At 35.4% G+C, this 16,185-nt stretch carries 15 protein-coding genes; 8 read left to right on the forward strand and 7 right to left on the reverse strand.

What is annotated here, in order from left to right; translation table 11 throughout:
- The first annotated feature begins 6 nt into the window (after positions 1 to 6).
- The 4 genes from DZ858_RS11260 to fsa all read left to right on the forward strand — a co-directional run bounded on the left by DZ858_RS11260 (position 7) and on the right by fsa (position 3,251).
- The gene (locus DZ858_RS11260) at positions 7 to 732 is read left to right on the forward strand and encodes a head GIN domain-containing protein (RefSeq protein ID WP_117159765.1); all 726 of its coding nucleotides are present in this window, start codon (positions 7 to 9) and stop codon (positions 730 to 732) included.
- Positions 733 to 869: 137 nt separating this feature from the next.
- Positions 870 to 1,625 (forward strand): LytR/AlgR family response regulator transcription factor, encoded by a 756-nt coding sequence (locus DZ858_RS11265; protein ID WP_117159766.1) that lies wholly within the window; start codon positions 870 to 872, stop codon positions 1,623 to 1,625.
- Positions 1,626 to 1,706: 81 nt separating this feature from the next.
- On the forward strand, positions 1,707 to 2,516 hold the full coding sequence (locus DZ858_RS11270; RefSeq protein WP_117159767.1) for an SDR family oxidoreductase: 810 nt from the start codon (positions 1,707 to 1,709) through the stop codon (positions 2,514 to 2,516).
- Between the two features lie 81 nt (positions 2,517 to 2,597).
- A complete protein-coding gene (gene fsa, locus DZ858_RS11275) occupies positions 2,598 to 3,251 on the forward strand; it encodes a fructose-6-phosphate aldolase (RefSeq protein ID WP_117159768.1) in 654 nt (217 codons plus the stop codon).
- Between the two features lie 53 nt (positions 3,252 to 3,304).
- Here fsa and DZ858_RS11280 read toward each other — a convergent pair whose 3' ends face one another.
- Complete coding sequence (locus tag DZ858_RS11280) at positions 3,305 to 4,705, reverse strand: TlpA family protein disulfide reductase (RefSeq protein WP_117159769.1); 1,401 nt, start codon at positions 4,703 to 4,705, stop codon at positions 3,305 to 3,307.
- Positions 4,706 to 4,851: 146 nt separating this feature from the next.
- On the opposite strand from DZ858_RS11280, the gene DZ858_RS11285 reads away from it, so the two are divergent.
- Positions 4,852 to 6,477 carry an ABC-F family ATP-binding cassette domain-containing protein gene (locus tag DZ858_RS11285; protein WP_117159770.1) on the forward strand — a complete coding sequence of 542 codons (1,626 nt, stop codon included), beginning with the start codon at positions 4,852 to 4,854 and terminating at the stop codon, positions 6,475 to 6,477.
- A 53-nt stretch (positions 6,478 to 6,530) separates the two neighbouring features.
- Here the strand turns inward: DZ858_RS11285 and DZ858_RS11290 are convergent, their stop codons facing one another.
- Both DZ858_RS11290 and DZ858_RS11295 read right to left on the reverse strand, forming a co-directional pair.
- Positions 6,531 to 6,776 (reverse strand): putative signal transducing protein, encoded by a 246-nt coding sequence (locus tag DZ858_RS11290; RefSeq protein WP_117159771.1) that lies wholly within the window; start codon positions 6,774 to 6,776, stop codon positions 6,531 to 6,533.
- A 5-nt stretch (positions 6,777 to 6,781) separates the two neighbouring features.
- Positions 6,782 to 7,498: a hypothetical protein gene (locus tag DZ858_RS11295; RefSeq protein WP_117159772.1), complete on the reverse strand. Its 717-nt coding sequence runs from the start codon at positions 7,496 to 7,498 to the stop codon at positions 6,782 to 6,784.
- A 184-nt stretch (positions 7,499 to 7,682) separates the two neighbouring features.
- Here DZ858_RS11295 and DZ858_RS11300 point away from each other — a divergent pair, with 184 nt between their 5' ends.
- Complete coding sequence (locus DZ858_RS11300; RefSeq protein ID WP_117159773.1) at positions 7,683 to 8,273, forward strand: fasciclin domain-containing protein; 591 nt, start codon at positions 7,683 to 7,685, stop codon at positions 8,271 to 8,273.
- 203 nt (positions 8,274 to 8,476) lie between these two features.
- Positions 8,477 to 8,791, forward strand: a complete 315-nt coding sequence (locus tag DZ858_RS15190) for a hypothetical protein (RefSeq protein ID WP_158548369.1) — start codon at positions 8,477 to 8,479, stop codon at positions 8,789 to 8,791.
- Between the two features lie 73 nt (positions 8,792 to 8,864).
- On the opposite strand, the gene pheT is transcribed toward DZ858_RS15190, so the two are convergent.
- Positions 8,865 to 11,291 carry a phenylalanine--tRNA ligase subunit beta gene (pheT, locus tag DZ858_RS11310; protein ID WP_117159775.1) on the reverse strand — a complete coding sequence of 809 codons (2,427 nt, stop codon included), beginning with the start codon at positions 11,289 to 11,291 and terminating at the stop codon, positions 8,865 to 8,867.
- A 96-nt stretch (positions 11,292 to 11,387) separates the two neighbouring features.
- Here pheT and DZ858_RS11315 point away from each other — a divergent pair, with 96 nt between their 5' ends.
- On the forward strand, positions 11,388 to 12,599 hold the full coding sequence (locus tag DZ858_RS11315; protein WP_117159776.1) for a TlpA disulfide reductase family protein: 1,212 nt from the start codon (positions 11,388 to 11,390) through the stop codon (positions 12,597 to 12,599).
- A gap of 5 nt (positions 12,600 to 12,604) precedes the next feature.
- Here DZ858_RS11315 and DZ858_RS11320 read toward each other — a convergent pair whose 3' ends face one another.
- Genes DZ858_RS11320 through DZ858_RS11330 form a run of 3 tightly spaced genes read right to left on the reverse strand, consistent with a single transcriptional unit; the run spans position 12,605 to position 16,146 of the window.
- Complete coding sequence (locus DZ858_RS11320) at positions 12,605 to 13,177, reverse strand: YdeI/OmpD-associated family protein (protein WP_117159777.1); 573 nt, start codon at positions 13,175 to 13,177, stop codon at positions 12,605 to 12,607.
- The gene (locus DZ858_RS11325) at positions 13,177 to 14,802 is read right to left on the reverse strand and encodes a M1 family metallopeptidase (protein ID WP_117159778.1); all 1,626 of its coding nucleotides are present in this window, start codon (positions 14,800 to 14,802) and stop codon (positions 13,177 to 13,179) included. The genes DZ858_RS11320 and DZ858_RS11325 overlap by 1 nt, the downstream gene beginning before the upstream one ends.
- A gap of 12 nt (positions 14,803 to 14,814) precedes the next feature.
- On the reverse strand, positions 14,815 to 16,146 hold the full coding sequence (locus tag DZ858_RS11330) for a M28 family peptidase (RefSeq protein ID WP_117159779.1): 1,332 nt from the start codon (positions 16,144 to 16,146) through the stop codon (positions 14,815 to 14,817).
- Positions 16,147 to 16,185 lie beyond the last annotated feature (39 nt).

Below are 16,185 nucleotides of genomic sequence, written 5' to 3' on the forward strand. Positions count from 1 at the left end.
CAAATCATGAAACCAATCCATGTAATTTTATTAGTCTTGATAGCAGGTTTAAGCACTGCTTGTCAATTTGATATTAACCTTGGCCAGACCAATGGTAACGGTAATGTAGTAACCGAAGAACGCCCCGTTTCAGAATCCTTCAATGCAGTACGCGGAAGCGCAGGTTTAGATGTTTTCTTAACTAAAGGCGACGAAGAAAAAATTGTTGTAGAAGCCGACGAAAATCTACTTGCTATTATCGAAACCGAAATTATCGACGGAAAACTAAAAATTGGAACTAAAGAAAACATTGGTCGTTCTAAAGCGAAAAAAGTATATGTAACCTATACTGAATTAAATACCATTGAAGCTAGCAGTGGCGCCGATGTGATTGGAAACTCAGTAGTAGAAAGTGAACGTTTAACATTAGATTGCAGTAGCGGTGCTGATCTTGAAGTGGAAGTATTCTCAAAACATGTAATTGCCGAAACTAGTAGTGGTGCCGATATAAATGTTTCTGGTAAAGCAACAAATCTAGATGCATCAGCTTCTAGCGGAAGTGATTTAAATGCCAAAGATTTATTAGTAATCAATTGCACAGCCGATGTTTCCAGTGGGGCAGATATTACCGTAAACGTACAAGAAAAGCTTGTTTCTGAAACCTCTAGCGGGGGTGATGTTCATTATTACGGCAATCCCGGAAATGTTTCAAAAAATGAAAGCAAGTCTGGTGGTGGAACTCATAAAATGTAAGTTATTTAATGGCCAACCAACCAAAAAGCAAAAACCGAAGACAATTCAGCTTCGGTTTTTGTTGTTTCAGTAGTTTTTATTTCAACCTTACGACCTATAATTACTATTTTAGTAGCGTAAAAAATAAGTAAGAGAACATGGAAGTATTGATTATAGAAGACGAAAAACCTTCAGCAAGAAGACTAAAACGAATGCTAGAAAAGCTAGGCGTTACGGTAAATCATACACTTCACAGTGTTGAGGAGTCTATCGAGTGGTTTTCTAACAATCCGCAACCGGAATTGATTTTCTTGGATATTCAGCTAAGTGACGGACTGTCCTTTGAAATTTTCGATGCAGTTTCCATAACGAGTTCAATTATTTTCACCACTGCCTATGATGAATATGCACTGCAAGCTTTTAAACTTAACAGTATCGATTACCTTTTAAAGCCTATTGACGAAGATGATTTGGCGAAAGCAGTTGAAAAGTATAAAACCTTTAAACCAGAGCAGCAAAACGTTCAATTAAACTTTGATGACATCAAAAAAATGCTTGTCAATCCGGTGGAACGACAGTATAAAAAACGATTTACAACCAAAATAGGGCAGCATCTTAAAATGATTTCGGTAGATGATATCGAGTGTTTTTATTCTGAAAATAAAGGGACCTACGCACACACTACTGAAGGTCGTGATTACTTGTTAGACACAACTTTAGAGCAACTGGAAAACGAGCTAGCACCTGAAACCTTTTTTAGGGTAAATCGAACTTTTTTTATCAATATTAATGCTATTAATGATATTATATCCTATACAAACTCACGGCTTCAGTTAAAGCTAAATAGTTATTCTGAGCAAGATATTATCGTGGCACGCGAACGGGTAAAAGATTTCAAAATTTGGTTAGAATAAGCTACTTTTCAGAAATAAAACTCTGCTATCCTTGCAAAAGTTAAGGCGTAACTGCATCTTTGCGAGCTATAAACCATATATATGTCAAAGGTTGTTTTAATTACGGGAGGATCTTCTGGAATAGGAAAAGCCATAGGTTCTTATCTACTTTCAAAAAACTATGTAGTGTATGGAACCAGCCGTAATCCTGAAAAATACAAAGATGCGAGTCCGTTCCCATTGTTAAAAATGGAAGTGACGAGCTTAGAAAGCGTTCAAGAATCCGTAAACCAGTTATTACAACAAGAAGGTAAGGTTGATGTGCTAATTAACAATGCGGGAGTAGGCATTACAGGACCTATTGAAGAAACACCCAATCCTGAAATTGAAAAAGCTTTTGCTACAAATCTCTACGGACCAATAAACGTTATAAAAGCAGTACTGCCAACGATGCGAGAGCAGGGTAGTGGTACTATTATCAACATTACCTCCATTGCTGGATATATGGGACTTCCATATAGAGGGATTTATTCGGCAACCAAAGCAGCTTTGGAAATTACCATTGAAGCATTACGCATGGAAGTGCGGCAATTTGGTGTTAAAATGACCAATATTGCACCAGGCGATTTTGCTACGAATATTGCTGCTAGTCGATATCATGCCCCACAATTAGAAAATTCGCCTTACAAAAAAGAATACGGAAACACCCTAAAACTAATGGATGAGCACGTAGATTCAGGGGAAGATCCTAATAAAATGGCAAAAGTGGTGCATCAAATAATCGAAACCAAAAATCCTAAAGTACATTATAAAGTAGGTTCTTTTATTCAAAAATTTTCAGTTGTTCTTAAAAAAATCCTTCCCGATAAAACGTATGAACGGATGTTGCTGAACCACTATAAGCTGAAATAAGCAATCTTTTTCTGTTTTCGGTTTAAAACAGCGGTAATCTTCGTTACTTTTGTATCATTCAAAAACTGAAAACTGTTTACTATGAAATTCTTTATCGATACCGCAAACTTAGATCAAATTCGCGAAGCACAAGACTTAGGTGTTTTAGATGGTGTAACTACCAATCCGTCGTTAATGGCCAAAGAGGGCATTACTGGGCGCAATAATATTTTAAAACATTATGTGGATATCTGCAATATTGTAGATGGTGATGTTTCAGCTGAAGTAATCGCAACCGATTTTGAAGGTATTGTAAAAGAAGGGGAGCAGTTGGCAGATCTGCACGAGCAGATTGTTGTAAAAGTGCCGATGATCAAAGAAGGAATAAAAGCAATAAAATATTTTACCGATAAAGGAATCCGTACCAATTGTACCTTGGTTTTCTCTGCAGGACAAGCCTTGTTGGCTGCAAAAGCTGGAGCTACGTATGTTTCACCGTTTATAGGTAGATTGGACGATATTTCAACAGACGGATTAAATCTAATTGCTGAAATACGCCTTATTTATGATAACTACGGTTTCGAAACTGAAATTTTAGCAGCTTCTATTCGCCATACGATGCACGTTCTGGAATGTGCTAAAATTGGTGCAGATGTTATGACTGGACCTCTTTCTTCAATTGAAGGTCTATTAAAACATCCACTTACCGATATTGGCCTTGAGAAGTTTTTAGCAGATTATAAGAAAGGGAATTAAAAAGAGATTTAATTCAGAAAATATAAAAGCCTTCTACAGAAATGTGGAGGGCTTTATTTATTAATATATCCTAAAAGTAACTCTTCAATTTCGGTACTGAGTAAATTGGTGTTGCCTTCTAAAATCATTCCGTCTTTATCAAGTATCAACGCTTTGTTCACTGATGTTAGAACCAATTTTTTTTCAGCTTCTTCGATGTTTTCAAATTGATATTCACTTGTAAGGTTGTAATTAAGCCTTTTTACAATGTTTAGCCACTTTTTAAAGTGGGTATCAGTATTAATTCCTACATAATCATATTCTGGGTATTTAGATTTCAACTCGGAAACTTTAAAATGGATGCTTTTATAATGCGGAACCGACTTCATCGACCAAAAGTAGAGTACCGTAGGCTTGTTAATTATACTTTGTAAATCTTTTACAGTATTCTTTGTTGTAACCAGTTCTAAATTGGGCACGATATGATTTGGAGTTAATTGTATAGTAGCTTCTGCCAATCTGTTCATCCTCTTTTTATGTTGTGTATTGGTACTTACTTCATTAAAAAGAGTAATTATTTTTTGCTCATTCTCAGAATCTTTAGCATTCAGTAAATATCGTCTTACATTATATTTTAAAAGATCATTTTTTAGGGAATCGTTTGTGATTACACTATCAATAACTTTCAGTTTAGCATAATTATGTAAAAACGAAAGTCTATCAAAATTTGCTTCGTCTTGTATTTGATTGTGGGCTAAGTTGTCTAGATAAAAATTTAAAAAGCGATAGTATGGATAAGTTGTACGTAGTAATTCATTCCCAAAATCTACATTTTCACGATAGTCGTAAAAATCTGCAGGGAAATTGTTTTTATTAACGGAAGTTTTATTTGCGTGAGTAGATGTATAAAGCTCTTTACGCATATTAAAAATATAATCAATATTGGATTGTGCTACCTCTTTAAAAGTTTTAGTGGGCTCATTTTTTGATAAAAAACTAGTATATATAGATTCCCACTCGTTTTTTAATGAGTCTAGTTTAGTTTCGAATTCTGCAGGGGGCAATTGATTGTAACGAGCAAGTAATGGAGCTTCTTTTTCATTTAAAAGGAAAAAATCCATTAAGAGATTATTTTTGTCGCCACCCTGCCCAGAAAAGGAAAGTGACTCGTCAAACTCAATAGTATTAACCCTTAGTAGTATACTGTCACCTGGTTCAATATAGACTGCTTGATATTCATTATGATTAAATGAATAAATACCTTCTTTAGGGTTTTTAAATTTATAAGTGAAAAAATTATTTTTATCTAATTTAACCGTATCTAACACCTTGTTATATTGAGTAATATAGATGTAATCACTTTTTGGATTTACAATTTCCCCGCTAAGCCAAGTATCGCCATTACTCGATTCCTCTGTATCATTACAAGAAACAATCAAAGCAATTAATAAAAAGAAAAGTAGCGTTTTTTTCACGAGAGCTGCTATTTGGTTTTAAACAAATGTAAAAGACCCTGTATGTGCAAACTGTTAACCACACGTTAAAAGGAATATAAAAACGTTAATGTTTCTTCAATCACAGGTTATTCGTTACTTTTGCGCAAAATTTAAAAGAGGAGAAAATGCTTTCAGTTTCAAATTTATCAGTTCAGTTTGGAAAACGTGTGTTATTCGATGAAGTAAGCACACAGTTTGTTCAAGGAAATTGCTACGGAATAATCGGTGCTAATGGTGCTGGTAAATCTACATTTTTAAAAATAATATCTGGAAAACAAGAGCCTACATCAGGTCACGTTCATTTAGAATCTGGAAAGCGCATGTCTGTTTTAGAGCAGAATCACAACGCTTATGATGAGCATACCGTTTTGGAAACTGTTCTTCAAGGTAACAAACCTTTGTTTGAAATAAAGACTCAAATAGATGCACTTTATGCAGATTATACAGATGAAAACGCTGATAAAATTGGGGAGCTTCAAGTAGTTTTTGAAGAAATGAATGGATGGAATGCCGATAGCGATGCGGCAGCAATGCTTTCAAACTTAGGTGTTGATGAGAGTTTGCACTATACTATGATGAGTGATATAGATGGTAAGCAAAAGGTGAGAGTGTTATTAGCACAAGCATTATTTGGCAGCCCTGACGTATTGATTATGGATGAGCCTACCAATGACCTAGATTATGAAACCATTACATGGCTTGAAAATTTCTTAGCTAACTATGACAACTGCGTGATAGTGGTATCTCACGACCGTCACTTTTTAGATGCAGTTTGTACACATATTAGTGATATTGACTTCGGAAAAATAACACACTACAGCGGTAACTATACTTTTTGGTATGAAAGTAGTCAATTAGCCATGCGTCAAAGAGCTCAACAGAACAAAAAAGCCGAAGAAAAGAAAAAAGAATTAGAAGATTTTATTCGTCGCTTTAGTGCCAACGTAGCTAAGTCGAAACAAGCAACTTCGAGAAAGAAAATGATCGAAAAGCTGAACGTCGATGCTATTAAACCTTCTAGTCGTCGTTATCCCGCCATTATTTTTGATCGTGAGCGTGAAGCGGGTGACCAAATACTTGAGGTGAATAAATTATCGGCTTCTTTAGATGGAGAGGTTTTGTTTAAAGATGCACATATCAATTTAGTAAAGGGAGATAAAGTAGTTATATACTCAAGAGATTCCCGTGCTACAACTGCTTTTTATGAAATTATAAGCGGAAACTTAGAAGCAGATGCTGGTGACTATAAATGGGGTATAACGACACTACAAAGTTATTTACCATTGGATAATGAAAAATTCTTTGAAAACGATATGTCATTAGTAGATTGGTTGCGTCAATACGCCAAAACCGAAGAAGAACGCGAAGAAGTTCACATTCGTGGCTTTTTAGGAAAAATGTTGTTCAGTGGAGAAGAAGCCTTGAAAAAATCGAATGTACTTTCTGGAGGTGAAAAAGTGCGGTGTATGTTAAGTAGAATGATGATGATGCGCGCTAATGTATTGATGCTGGATGAACCAACCAATCACTTAGATTTAGAATCTATTACAGCGTTCAACAATTCTTTAAAGAACTTTAAAGGGACGGTTATGTTAACCACACATGATCACGAATTTGCACAAACTGTTGGTAATCGTGTGATCGAATTGACACCAAATGGTGTGATAGATCGCTACGCTACTTTCGATGAGTATATGAATGATAAAAAACTAAAAGAACAGCGTGATAAAATGTATGCTGTAGAAGCTTAATAAAGAAAATCCCGCCAATTGGCGGGATTTTTTAATTTTATAAAATAGTTTGTTTATTCTTCTTCCACATCTTTCAAAAACAAATCTATTACTGACTGTGCTTTAGGCAATTCATCCTTGCGGATAAATAACCGTACCTGTCCAGGGACACCAGTGGCAAAACCACTAACAATGCCACTTTGGTGATCGTCTTTGGTTATAGGTTCAATGTTAATATCGTTCAGCCTTGATCTCAGCGCTTGTGCTAACATTGTTGGACCTGTATAAATTCGTATGGTTTCTTCAGGGTTTTCGCTCATAAGTTTTATGCGTTATAATATTTACTGTTCCAGATTGCGGTATTAAAGTTTTTTCCTTTAGCAAAACCGTAGAAAATAACCATTCCGCCTACCGATTTAAATATGAATAAAAATAGTAAAATATATTCTTGGGTCGTAGGGCCAGTTGAAAATAAATGAATAGGAGTAATAGAGGTTAGTAACAAACTGATAAAAAATATAGTTACTACCAAGTTTTCTAGTGTTTTATAGGGCCACATTAAAACTTTTCGAAAAGGATGCAAGTCATTTCCCCATTTGTGTATTAAATAAAAATAATCGTTCCCCATAGGTGCAAAAAGCAAGGGGTCGTCGGCATTTTCAAGTTTTAAAAGTTTTGCAGGAGCAATGATTTTAAAGTTTTTAAGTGAAGTGTCGTGCTCTCTTTCAAGTTGACGTATTTTAGTAACAGCTTCTTCAGGAATGGTTTCTTTAAAAAAACGGGAATCTAAAAATCGAAGACGGTAATCGACACATATTCTCTGAATATCTAAAATATGATAGATTCGGTTACTGTGTAGTTTGTCAAAATTAAATGAATTATCTTTTTCTGAAGTGCCTTTTGTTAATGTCTCTTTTATCAAAAGACGGTTTGTTTCATTTTCTGAAAAAATACTTGCTACTTCTTCTAAAATGTTTTCTTCAGAAATTCGCTTATCCCGAACCTGTTCCAATTTCAATTCGATATTGGTTTTTGTAAGCATACTAAATTCTTTTTATATAAAATTAAAGGATAAAGAAATGGAACGCAACATTTTAACACCTGCATTCTGTTCTTTGGGTAGTTTTTGTAGTGTTAAATAAAACCCAAAACAAGATATAGTTAAAACCGCGATAGAAAGGGCTACGTTTATATAAACACATAAACAAACACTAAAAATAACAATTATGAAAAAGTTTAAAACAGTAGTAGCGGTATTAACAATGGCTTTGATAGCCAGTACTAGCACATCATTTGCACAAGATAAAATGATGAAAGACAAAAAAATGAAAGAAAAAACAGTTATGGTTGGCGGTGCCGAAATGTACCCTAGCAAAAATATAGTAGAAAATGCTGTAAACTCTAAAGATCATACAACATTAGTAGCTGCTGTAAAAGCTGCAGATTTAGTTGAAACTTTACAAGGTGACGGACCTTTTACGGTTTTCGCCCCAACAAATAAAGCATTCGATAAATTACCAGAAGGAACAGTTGCTACTTTATTGAAACCAGAAAATAAAAAGAAATTACAAACCGTACTTACCTATCATGTGGTTGCAGGTGATATGAAAGCTGCAGATATTGTTGCTGCTATTAAAAAGGGTAATGGTAAAGCAACTTTCAAAACTGTAAGCGGTGGGAAATTGACTGCTATGATGAAGGGAAAAAAAGTAGTATTAAAAGATGAAAATGGTGGTATGGCAATGGTGACTACTGCAAACGTTAACCAATCGAACGGTGTGATTCACGTAATAGATTCAGTTGTATTGCCAAAGTAATTTTTTATTGATTAGAGGTTAAGTTAATATTCTTAAAAGCGGCTTTTAAAAGCCGCTTTTTTAGTTTTTATAAAAAAAATATAACGATGCTATAAAATAAACGACGTATATTTATTAAAAATATATACATTTAATTTAAAAATTGAATATATGTTTTAATTTTAATTAAAAAATAGTTAATAACAAACTTAACAAGCACAATTATGAAAACTTCAAAAATTATTACTACCGCACTATTTTGTATCGCATTATTGGCAGGAACAGCTACTTCATTTGCTCAAGACAAAACCGAAAAAGAGGATATGAAGAAAGAAGAAATGATGGACAAAAAGCAGGACAAAATGACAAAAGAAGAGAAGATGATGAATAAAAAGGAGATGAAAGAAGAGAAAATGATGAAAGAAAAGCAGATGAAGGAAGATAAGATGATTAAAGATGAAAAAATGAAGAAGGATGAAATAGAAGAATTGCAAGAATTGGACGACGACGGATTGATGAAAGATGATGATGGTAAATAATCAACAATGCATTTCATTATAAAAAAAACAGCGGTGTTAGTGCCGCTGTTTTTTTTATATAGTTGTCATGAAATTAACGCAAGGTAGCACCAAAGTCTTTTTCAAAACGTTGTTGTAGCTTTTTCATGATTTTGTCTATTTGCTTGTCGGTCAATGTTTTTTTATCGTCTTGTAAGGTAAAACTAACAGCATACGATTTTTTGCCTTCCGGAAGGTTTTCACCGGTATATACGTCAAAAAGGTTCATAGCTACCAATAACTTCTTTTCCGTTTGTTTGGCGGCCTCTTTTAGTTCTTTAAAAGTGATGTTCTCGTCTAACAATAACGCAAAATCTCGTTTTACTTGTGGATATTTTGGAATGGGTTTAACCTGAAATCCGTTTCGGGAAATAGCGCTCAATACTTCATCCCAATTAAAATCTGCGTAGAACACTTCAGCTTCTACATCAAATTTTTTGATAAGCTTTTTCTTTAAAATTCCGAATTCAACAAGTGTTTTTTTGTTTGCTGAAATGGAAATAGCTTCAGAAAAGATATCGTTCTTAGTATCTTTTTCACTTATGTTGTTAACACCAAGTCTTTCTAAAATAGAACTAACAATCCCTTTTCCGTAGAAAAAAGTAGTCTGTTTTGAAGGATTTGCCCAATTATCTTCGGTTTTCTCCCCAGAGATTAATATAGATAAATGTTTGTTTTCTATTCGTCCTTCAGAAAAATTATGGTAGGTTTTCCCAAACTCGAATAGTTTTACATTTGGCATGCGACGATTACTATTATAGGCTAGTGCTTCCAAATTGCCAAACAACATGGATTGCCGCAACACCGAAAGATCGTTACTCAATGGGTTTAACATGGTAACGTTATGCTCTTGTTTTAAAGCTTCAGAAAACTCAATAAAATCAGGGTTTGTAAGCGAATTGGCCATCATTTCATGAAAGCCTAAAGCAGTTAGTTGGTCGCCAACTTTATTTTGTACTTTATAGTCTTCAACGGGTTGTGTAATTGCGATTGAAGCGTTCAGCTTTTCGGTAAAATTAATGTTGTTATAGCCATAAACACGCAAAACCTCTTCAATTACATCTACTTCACGGGTAACATCGTTTCGATAGGCTGGGATTAGCATACCAATCCCGCTTTCGGTTACGCTGTTTATTTTCATATCGAGCGAGTTGAGAATGTCCTTAATAGTTTCTGGAGAAATTTCTTCACCAATTAACTTAGCGGCATTATCAAAATTGAGGTACACTTGGTGATCCTCAATTTTTTTAGGATATATATCCACAATCTCACTAGTAATTTCACCACCTGCAATTTCTTGAATTAAAAGTACAGCCCTTAACATGGCGTATTTGCAGGTATTTGGGTCAATTCCTCTTTCAAAACGGAAAGAAGCGTCTGTGTTTAAACCGTGTCTTTTAGCTGTTTTCCGAACACTTATCGGATCAAAATAAGCACTTTCTAGAAAGATGCTCGTAGTTGTTTCGCTAACACCGCTATTGATGCCGCCAAAAACTCCAGCAATACACATAGGGCCTTCAGCATCACAAATCATTAAATCATCCTCGTGTAACTCACGTTCTACTTCGTCTAAGGTAGTAAAAGTAGTTCCTCCAGGTAATGTTTTTACCGTTACTTCGCTACCTTTTATTTTTGCTGCATCGAATGCATGCAGAGGTTGACCAAGGTCATGACACACATAATTAGTAATATCTACAATATTATTAATAGGGGTAATCCCGATGGCTTGTAATCGGTTTTGTAGCCAAGTGGGGGATTGCTCAACTGTTAAGCCACTTATAGTAACTCCGCAATATCTTGGGGCCTTGTCCATATCTTCCACATCCACATCGATTTTTAAGGTACGGTTATCAACGTGAAAGCTACTGGTGGATGGTGTTATCAGTTCCAATGAAATATTTTCTTGCAACAAGCCTGCACGTAAATCGCGTGCTACGCCCCAATGGCTCATGGCATCGGCACGGTTGGGAGTTAGACCAATTTCGAAAACTACATCATTTTCTATATTAAATAATTCGTGGGCGGGTTTTCCTGGTACAAGGTCATTGTCTAAAACCATAATACCGTCATGACTTTGGCCTAAACCTAATTCATCTTCGGCACAGATCATTCCCATACTTACTTCGCCGCGAATTTTCCCTTTTTTTATTTGCCAAGGTTCCCCTTTAGCATCATATAGCGTGGTACCTACCGTTGCAACAGGAACTTTTTGCCCTGCAGCTACGTTAGGAGCGCCACATACAATTTGCACGGGTTCGCCATTTCCTAAGTCAACTTTTGTTAACTTTAATCGGTCAGCATTAGGATGCTCTACACATTCAGTAACGTGGCCTACTACAATTCCTTCCAAACCTCCGGGAACAGAAGTGAATTTTTCAATCCCTTCTACTTCGAGTCCTAAATTGGTAAGGAGTTCGCCTGTTTTTTCAGGACTCCAGTCCAGATTAATAAATTGTTTAAGCCAGTTGTACGATATCTTCATTACAAATAATTCTAAACGAATTGCAAAGATAGCATTTACCTCGTTTTTTGTAAGTAATTTTGATACTTTCGGTATAAAGATTTTAAATTTTTTCAGATGAAATATCTAGGGTATATTATAATCGTATTGTTTTTTGTTTCCTGTTCAGAGGATAAACAGCCTTTAAAAACTGGACCATGGCGTGCTGTAATGCAATTAGACAATGAAAAAGAAATCCCTTTTTTACTAGAGTTTAAAAAGGACAGCAGCTTTGTAATAATTAATGCTGAAGAACAAATAAATGTAGATGATGTAGTTTTTAAGGGGGATTCTATTTTTATCTCGCATCCTGTTTTTGAAGGGATGATAAAAGGAACTTATACAAAAGACAGCATTAAAGGAAATTTTATAAAACCCAGCTTAAATAGAACCGTTCCTATTGTAATGAGTAGTGGGAGGAAAGCTAGGTTTGATGTGAATGCAGCTCCAAATACAATCGTGACGGGAAATTGGGAAACCGTTTTTAGTCCCGACTCGCCCAAAGATCGTTATGTCGCCAAAGGGGTTTTTGATCAAAGAGGTAATCGACTTACCGGGACTTTTTTAACTACAACTGGCGATTATAGATATTTAGATGGGGTTGTGGAAAACGATTCGGTCAAACTTTCTACTTTTGATGGAGCCCATGCATTTATGTTTGAAGCTAAAGTAACCCAAAATGATAGCGTCATGGAAGGCATGTTTTATAGTGGTAATCATTGGAAAGAACCTTTTACTGCTAAAAGAAATGACAATTATAAGTTGCCTGAAGCCGATTCATTAACATTCTTAAAAAAAGGCTACGATTCTTTGAAATTCGCTTTTCCAACTATAAAAGGTGATACTATTTCTTTAAAAGATAAACGATTTCGAGATAAAGTGGTGGTGGTTCAATTAATGGGAACTTGGTGCCCCAATTGTCTAGATGAAACCAAATACCTTTCAGAATACTATAAAGATAAACCTGACAATGTAGAAATTGTTTCATTGGCTTTTGAATATGCACCTACCAAAGAAAAAGCCATACAGGCAATTACCAAATTTAAAAAAGCTGTTGATGTAAAATATCCAATTTTATTGGCTCAATACGGAAATAGTAGCAAACAACAAGCGAATGATAAGTTACCGATGCTAAATCACGTGCTTTCTTACCCAACAACTATTTTTATTGATAAAAAAGGAAAGGTTCGTAGAATACACACAGGATTTACAGGTCCTGCTTCGGGTGAAAAATATGAAGAATTTAAAAAAGAATTTGAACGTTTTACCGAAATGTTAGCAGATGAATAAAAAGGTTATGAACGTGATTTCATATTGTTTTTGCAATACGCAACAATTTCTTCAATGCGCTTATGCCTTGTTGCCTTTCTCTTAGCACTATGTAACCAACTTAAATAGCTTTTGCGGTAGCTAGGTGCAAAGTTTTGATAGTTTTCAAAAGCTTTTGGATTTTTATTAAAAGACTTCTGTAAATCCTCTGGAACAAGTAAGTTTTCAACATCGTCCATTTCAGTCCATTTACCATTTTCTTTAGCAGTTTCAATAGAATTCCATCCGCTTTGATGTATCAAACCTTCTTGTTCTAATTCTGAAATATACTTTTTATTAAGGGCACTCCACGTACTTTTTGGATTACGCGGGCAAAAATATTGGCGTCTTTTTCCATTCCCCAAGCTTTTCACCGTACTATCAATCCATCCGTAACACAACGCAACTTTTACCGCTTCTTCCCATCGCATAGAAGGGATGTCGGCATCAACCTTATGAAAAATTAAATAAACCCCTTGTGAATGGTTTTGGTGATTTTCTTTCAACCATTCACGCCATTCAATATCTTTAGGGAAATATAGTTCAGGTTTTTTAGACATTAATTCATTTTTTCGCTTTCTACATAAAAGTCTTTTTTAATAGCTGCAGATTCAATTGGTTCAGTAAACTGTTTTTTATGCCATCTATTTGTGGGATAGATCCACTTTTCTTTTCCGTTGATAATTGCAATAACGGGCATATCGAATCCGTTTACAATATTGGTGTAACGGAAAGAAAGCTCACTGCCATTAATTTTATATTCTACTTTTGGAATTTTTGTAGTACGTAAGTATTGTTCCCAAAACTCAGATAGATCGATACCTGTTTTTTCGCTAATATAAGTTTCAACTTGCTTTGAAGTAACAGTCTGGTGATAAAAATCTTTATTTAAACCACGTAAAATGGTCCGCCATCTTTCATCGTTTTCAATCAATTGCCGAAGAGTATGTAAAATATTCCCACCTTTGTTGTACATATCGCTGCTTCCTTCCTTCTGTACATTGTAGGTGCCAATAATTGGACGGTCGTTTTTAATGCTTTTACGAAGTCCTATTACATATTCTGAAGCTGCTTTTTTACCAAAGTAATAATCAACATATAAACTTTCCGAATAATTGGTAAACCCTTCGTGAACCCACATATCGGCAACATCTTTGTTGGTAATATTATTGGCAAACCACTCATGGCCTGCTTCGTGGATAATGATAAAATCGAACTTTAACCCCCAGCCAGAGCCACTTAAATCACGCCCTAAATAACCATTTTCATAATTGTTTCCGTAGGTAACGCTACTTTGGTGTTCCATTCCCAAATAAGGGGTTTCAACTAGTTTAAAGCTATCTTCATAAAAAGGATAAGGACCAAACCAATGTTCAAAAGCTTTCATCATTTTAGGTGCTTGCTTAAACTGCTCTTTGGCTTTTTCTAGATTGTAACTCAGTACCCAATAATCCATATCGAGCGTGCCTTTTTCACCTTTATACTCTTCTGAAAAGTTTACATAATCACCAATATTGATGTTTACCCCGTAATTATTTATAGGGTTTACCACTTTCCAATGCCAAGTTTTGGTACTATCATTCTCTTTTGTTTTTTTTAAACGTCCGTTGCCAACGGCTACTAAATTTGAAGGAACAATAATAGCTAAATCGACCCCAGTGTCGGGTTCATCATATGGATGGTCCTTGTTAGGCCACCAAATACTGGCTCCAATCCCTTGGTTTGAAGTAGCGATAAACGGATTGCCATTTTCATCTTCTGTCCAAGAAAAACCGCCATCCCAAGGTGCATTTTTAGCTTCTACAGGTTTTCCAGAAAAGTAAAGAGTTACTTCATAGTCTTTTCCTTTTTTCTGGTTTTTTTGAAGATGAATGTAATGCGCATTTCCGTCCGAAGTTATTTTTAACTCTTTCCTGCTTTGTACCGCTTTGTCCAACTTCATTGGTAGCTGCAAATCAATTTGCATCACACTTTTATTTTCTAAAACTGTATAGGTAATCGTGTTGGTGCCTTTTATATTCTTCTCTGAAGGAAAAACTTCTACATCGAGATCGTAATGTTGTAAATCCCACCACATGCGTTCCGGGGTTATGCTACCACGAAGAGTGTCTTGACGGGTGAATTCTTGAGCTGAAGAGGTAATTCCAATAAAAAGGAAAGCAAAAGGGAGAATATTTTTTAACATATATACTATTTATTATCTAAAAACTGAATTAGGGAAAACAACGACACTTTCAAAACCATCTTCATCTACAGCAGCTACACCAAAAAAGTAATTATCTATTACAATACCATCCAACGTAAATTTTGAAACATCACCCACAAATCGGCTATGGTCCCAGGTTGGTGAGGTTGTGTCTCGCCAATAAATTTTATAACCAACGGCACCATTTACCTTATCCCATTTTAATTTAGCTGATGGTTCTACAATACCACCAATACCTACATTTTTTGGTGTTGGCGGTGCCCAAGCTAAACTAGCTATATTTATAGCGTTTACAGCAGTCAGTTTAGCAGCATAGTCAAAATTAACAAACTTTAATTTATCACCGTATTCAATTCCGTTTTCAGTTCTAATATCTTGGTGTTGCTGTGTGTAATTTTCGTGTGCTTCCATGATACGTATCCCAGCAAAGCCTACATCGTTAAATGGTCGATGATGTCCACCTCTCCCAAAACGATCTAATCTATAAATCATCATCGGGTTCATTTCTGGCATATAAGTTTTTGTGGTTTTATACACATAACGAGCCAATTGACGGGAGATACCATCTACTTCGCCTCCGTAAAACCGTCTAGCACGTCGTTCTTTGTCTGTTTCATTGGGAGGAACGGGTTCAGAGAATATTCTGAAATCCCGATTACTAATGACGCCGTTTACGCCTTTAATGTTCCCAATCATATCGTTATTAAAAACACCTATAATTTCCCAGCCTTGTTTCTTGGCGTATTCAGCAAATCCTTTTCCGCCGTACAATCCTTGCTCTTCACCACTTAGACCCAAGTATATAATGCTGTTTTCAAATTTGTATTTTGAAAGTACTCGCGCAGCTTCCATAGCTCCAGCCATTCCACTAGCGTTATCATTCGCACCGGGAGAGTCGTCAGTATAATTATTTGAGTCACTAATGCGACTATCAATATCACCACTCATAATAATATAGCGATTGGGATATTTTGTTCCCTTTTGTATGGCTGCTACATTATTTATCCAAACATCTTTTACAATACGCTCGTTATCGCCTTTTTCAATAAAATTTTTCTGATAAAAAACTTCTAGGCAATTTTCACAGTCTTTTGAAATTTCTTCAAAACTAGATTTTATCCATCGCCGTGCTGCTCCAATGCCTCGGGTATCTAAAATGGTGTCGCTCAACGTATGTCGGGTTCCAAAACTTGCGAGCGCAGTGATATCTGCTTCAATTCGCTCAGCCGAAACGGATTTTATAATATCGTAAATACGGGAATCGGTCTGTGAAAAAGAACTGTAGGTTATGAGTAAACTAAAAAAGAGGAGTGTATTTTTCATAAAGGGAAAATTTCTTTAAAAATACAGAAAACTTAAGCG

The sequence above is a fragment of the Marixanthomonas ophiurae genome, assembly GCF_003413745.1.
In the GTDB taxonomy this organism is placed as follows: domain Bacteria; phylum Bacteroidota; class Bacteroidia; order Flavobacteriales; family Flavobacteriaceae; genus Marixanthomonas; species Marixanthomonas ophiurae.

Excerpts from the sequence above, each read along its gene's own strand:
- DZ858_RS11260 (WP_117159765.1), top strand. The coding sequence starts at position 7 with ATGAAACCAATCCATGTAATTTTATTAGTCTTGATAGCAGGTTTAAGC.
- DZ858_RS11265 (WP_117159766.1), top strand. The coding sequence starts at position 870 with ATGGAAGTATTGATTATAGAAGACGAAAAACCTTCAGCAAGAAGACTA.
- DZ858_RS11270 (WP_117159767.1), top strand. The coding sequence starts at position 1,707 with ATGTCAAAGGTTGTTTTAATTACGGGAGGATCTTCTGGAATAGGAAAA.
- fsa (WP_117159768.1), top strand. The coding sequence starts at position 2,598 with ATGAAATTCTTTATCGATACCGCAAACTTAGATCAAATTCGCGAAGCA.
- DZ858_RS11285 (WP_117159770.1), top strand. The coding sequence starts at position 4,852 with ATGCTTTCAGTTTCAAATTTATCAGTTCAGTTTGGAAAACGTGTGTTA.
- DZ858_RS11290 (WP_117159771.1), bottom strand. The coding sequence starts at position 6,776 with ATGAGCGAAAACCCTGAAGAAACCATACGAATTTATACAGGTCCAACA.
- DZ858_RS11295 (WP_117159772.1), bottom strand. The coding sequence starts at position 7,498 with ATGCTTACAAAAACCAATATCGAATTGAAATTGGAACAGGTTCGGGAT.
- DZ858_RS11300 (WP_117159773.1), top strand. The coding sequence starts at position 7,683 with ATGAAAAAGTTTAAAACAGTAGTAGCGGTATTAACAATGGCTTTGATA.
- DZ858_RS15190 (WP_158548369.1), top strand. The coding sequence starts at position 8,477 with ATGAAAACTTCAAAAATTATTACTACCGCACTATTTTGTATCGCATTA.
- pheT (WP_117159775.1), bottom strand. The coding sequence starts at position 11,291 with ATGAAGATATCGTACAACTGGCTTAAACAATTTATTAATCTGGACTGG.
- DZ858_RS11315 (WP_117159776.1), top strand. The coding sequence starts at position 11,388 with ATGAAATATCTAGGGTATATTATAATCGTATTGTTTTTTGTTTCCTGT.
- DZ858_RS11320 (WP_117159777.1), bottom strand. The coding sequence starts at position 13,177 with ATGTCTAAAAAACCTGAACTATATTTCCCTAAAGATATTGAATGGCGT.
- DZ858_RS11325 (WP_117159778.1), bottom strand. The coding sequence starts at position 14,802 with ATGTTAAAAAATATTCTCCCTTTTGCTTTCCTTTTTATTGGAATTACC.
- DZ858_RS11330 (WP_117159779.1), bottom strand. The coding sequence starts at position 16,146 with ATGAAAAATACACTCCTCTTTTTTAGTTTACTCATAACCTACAGTTCT.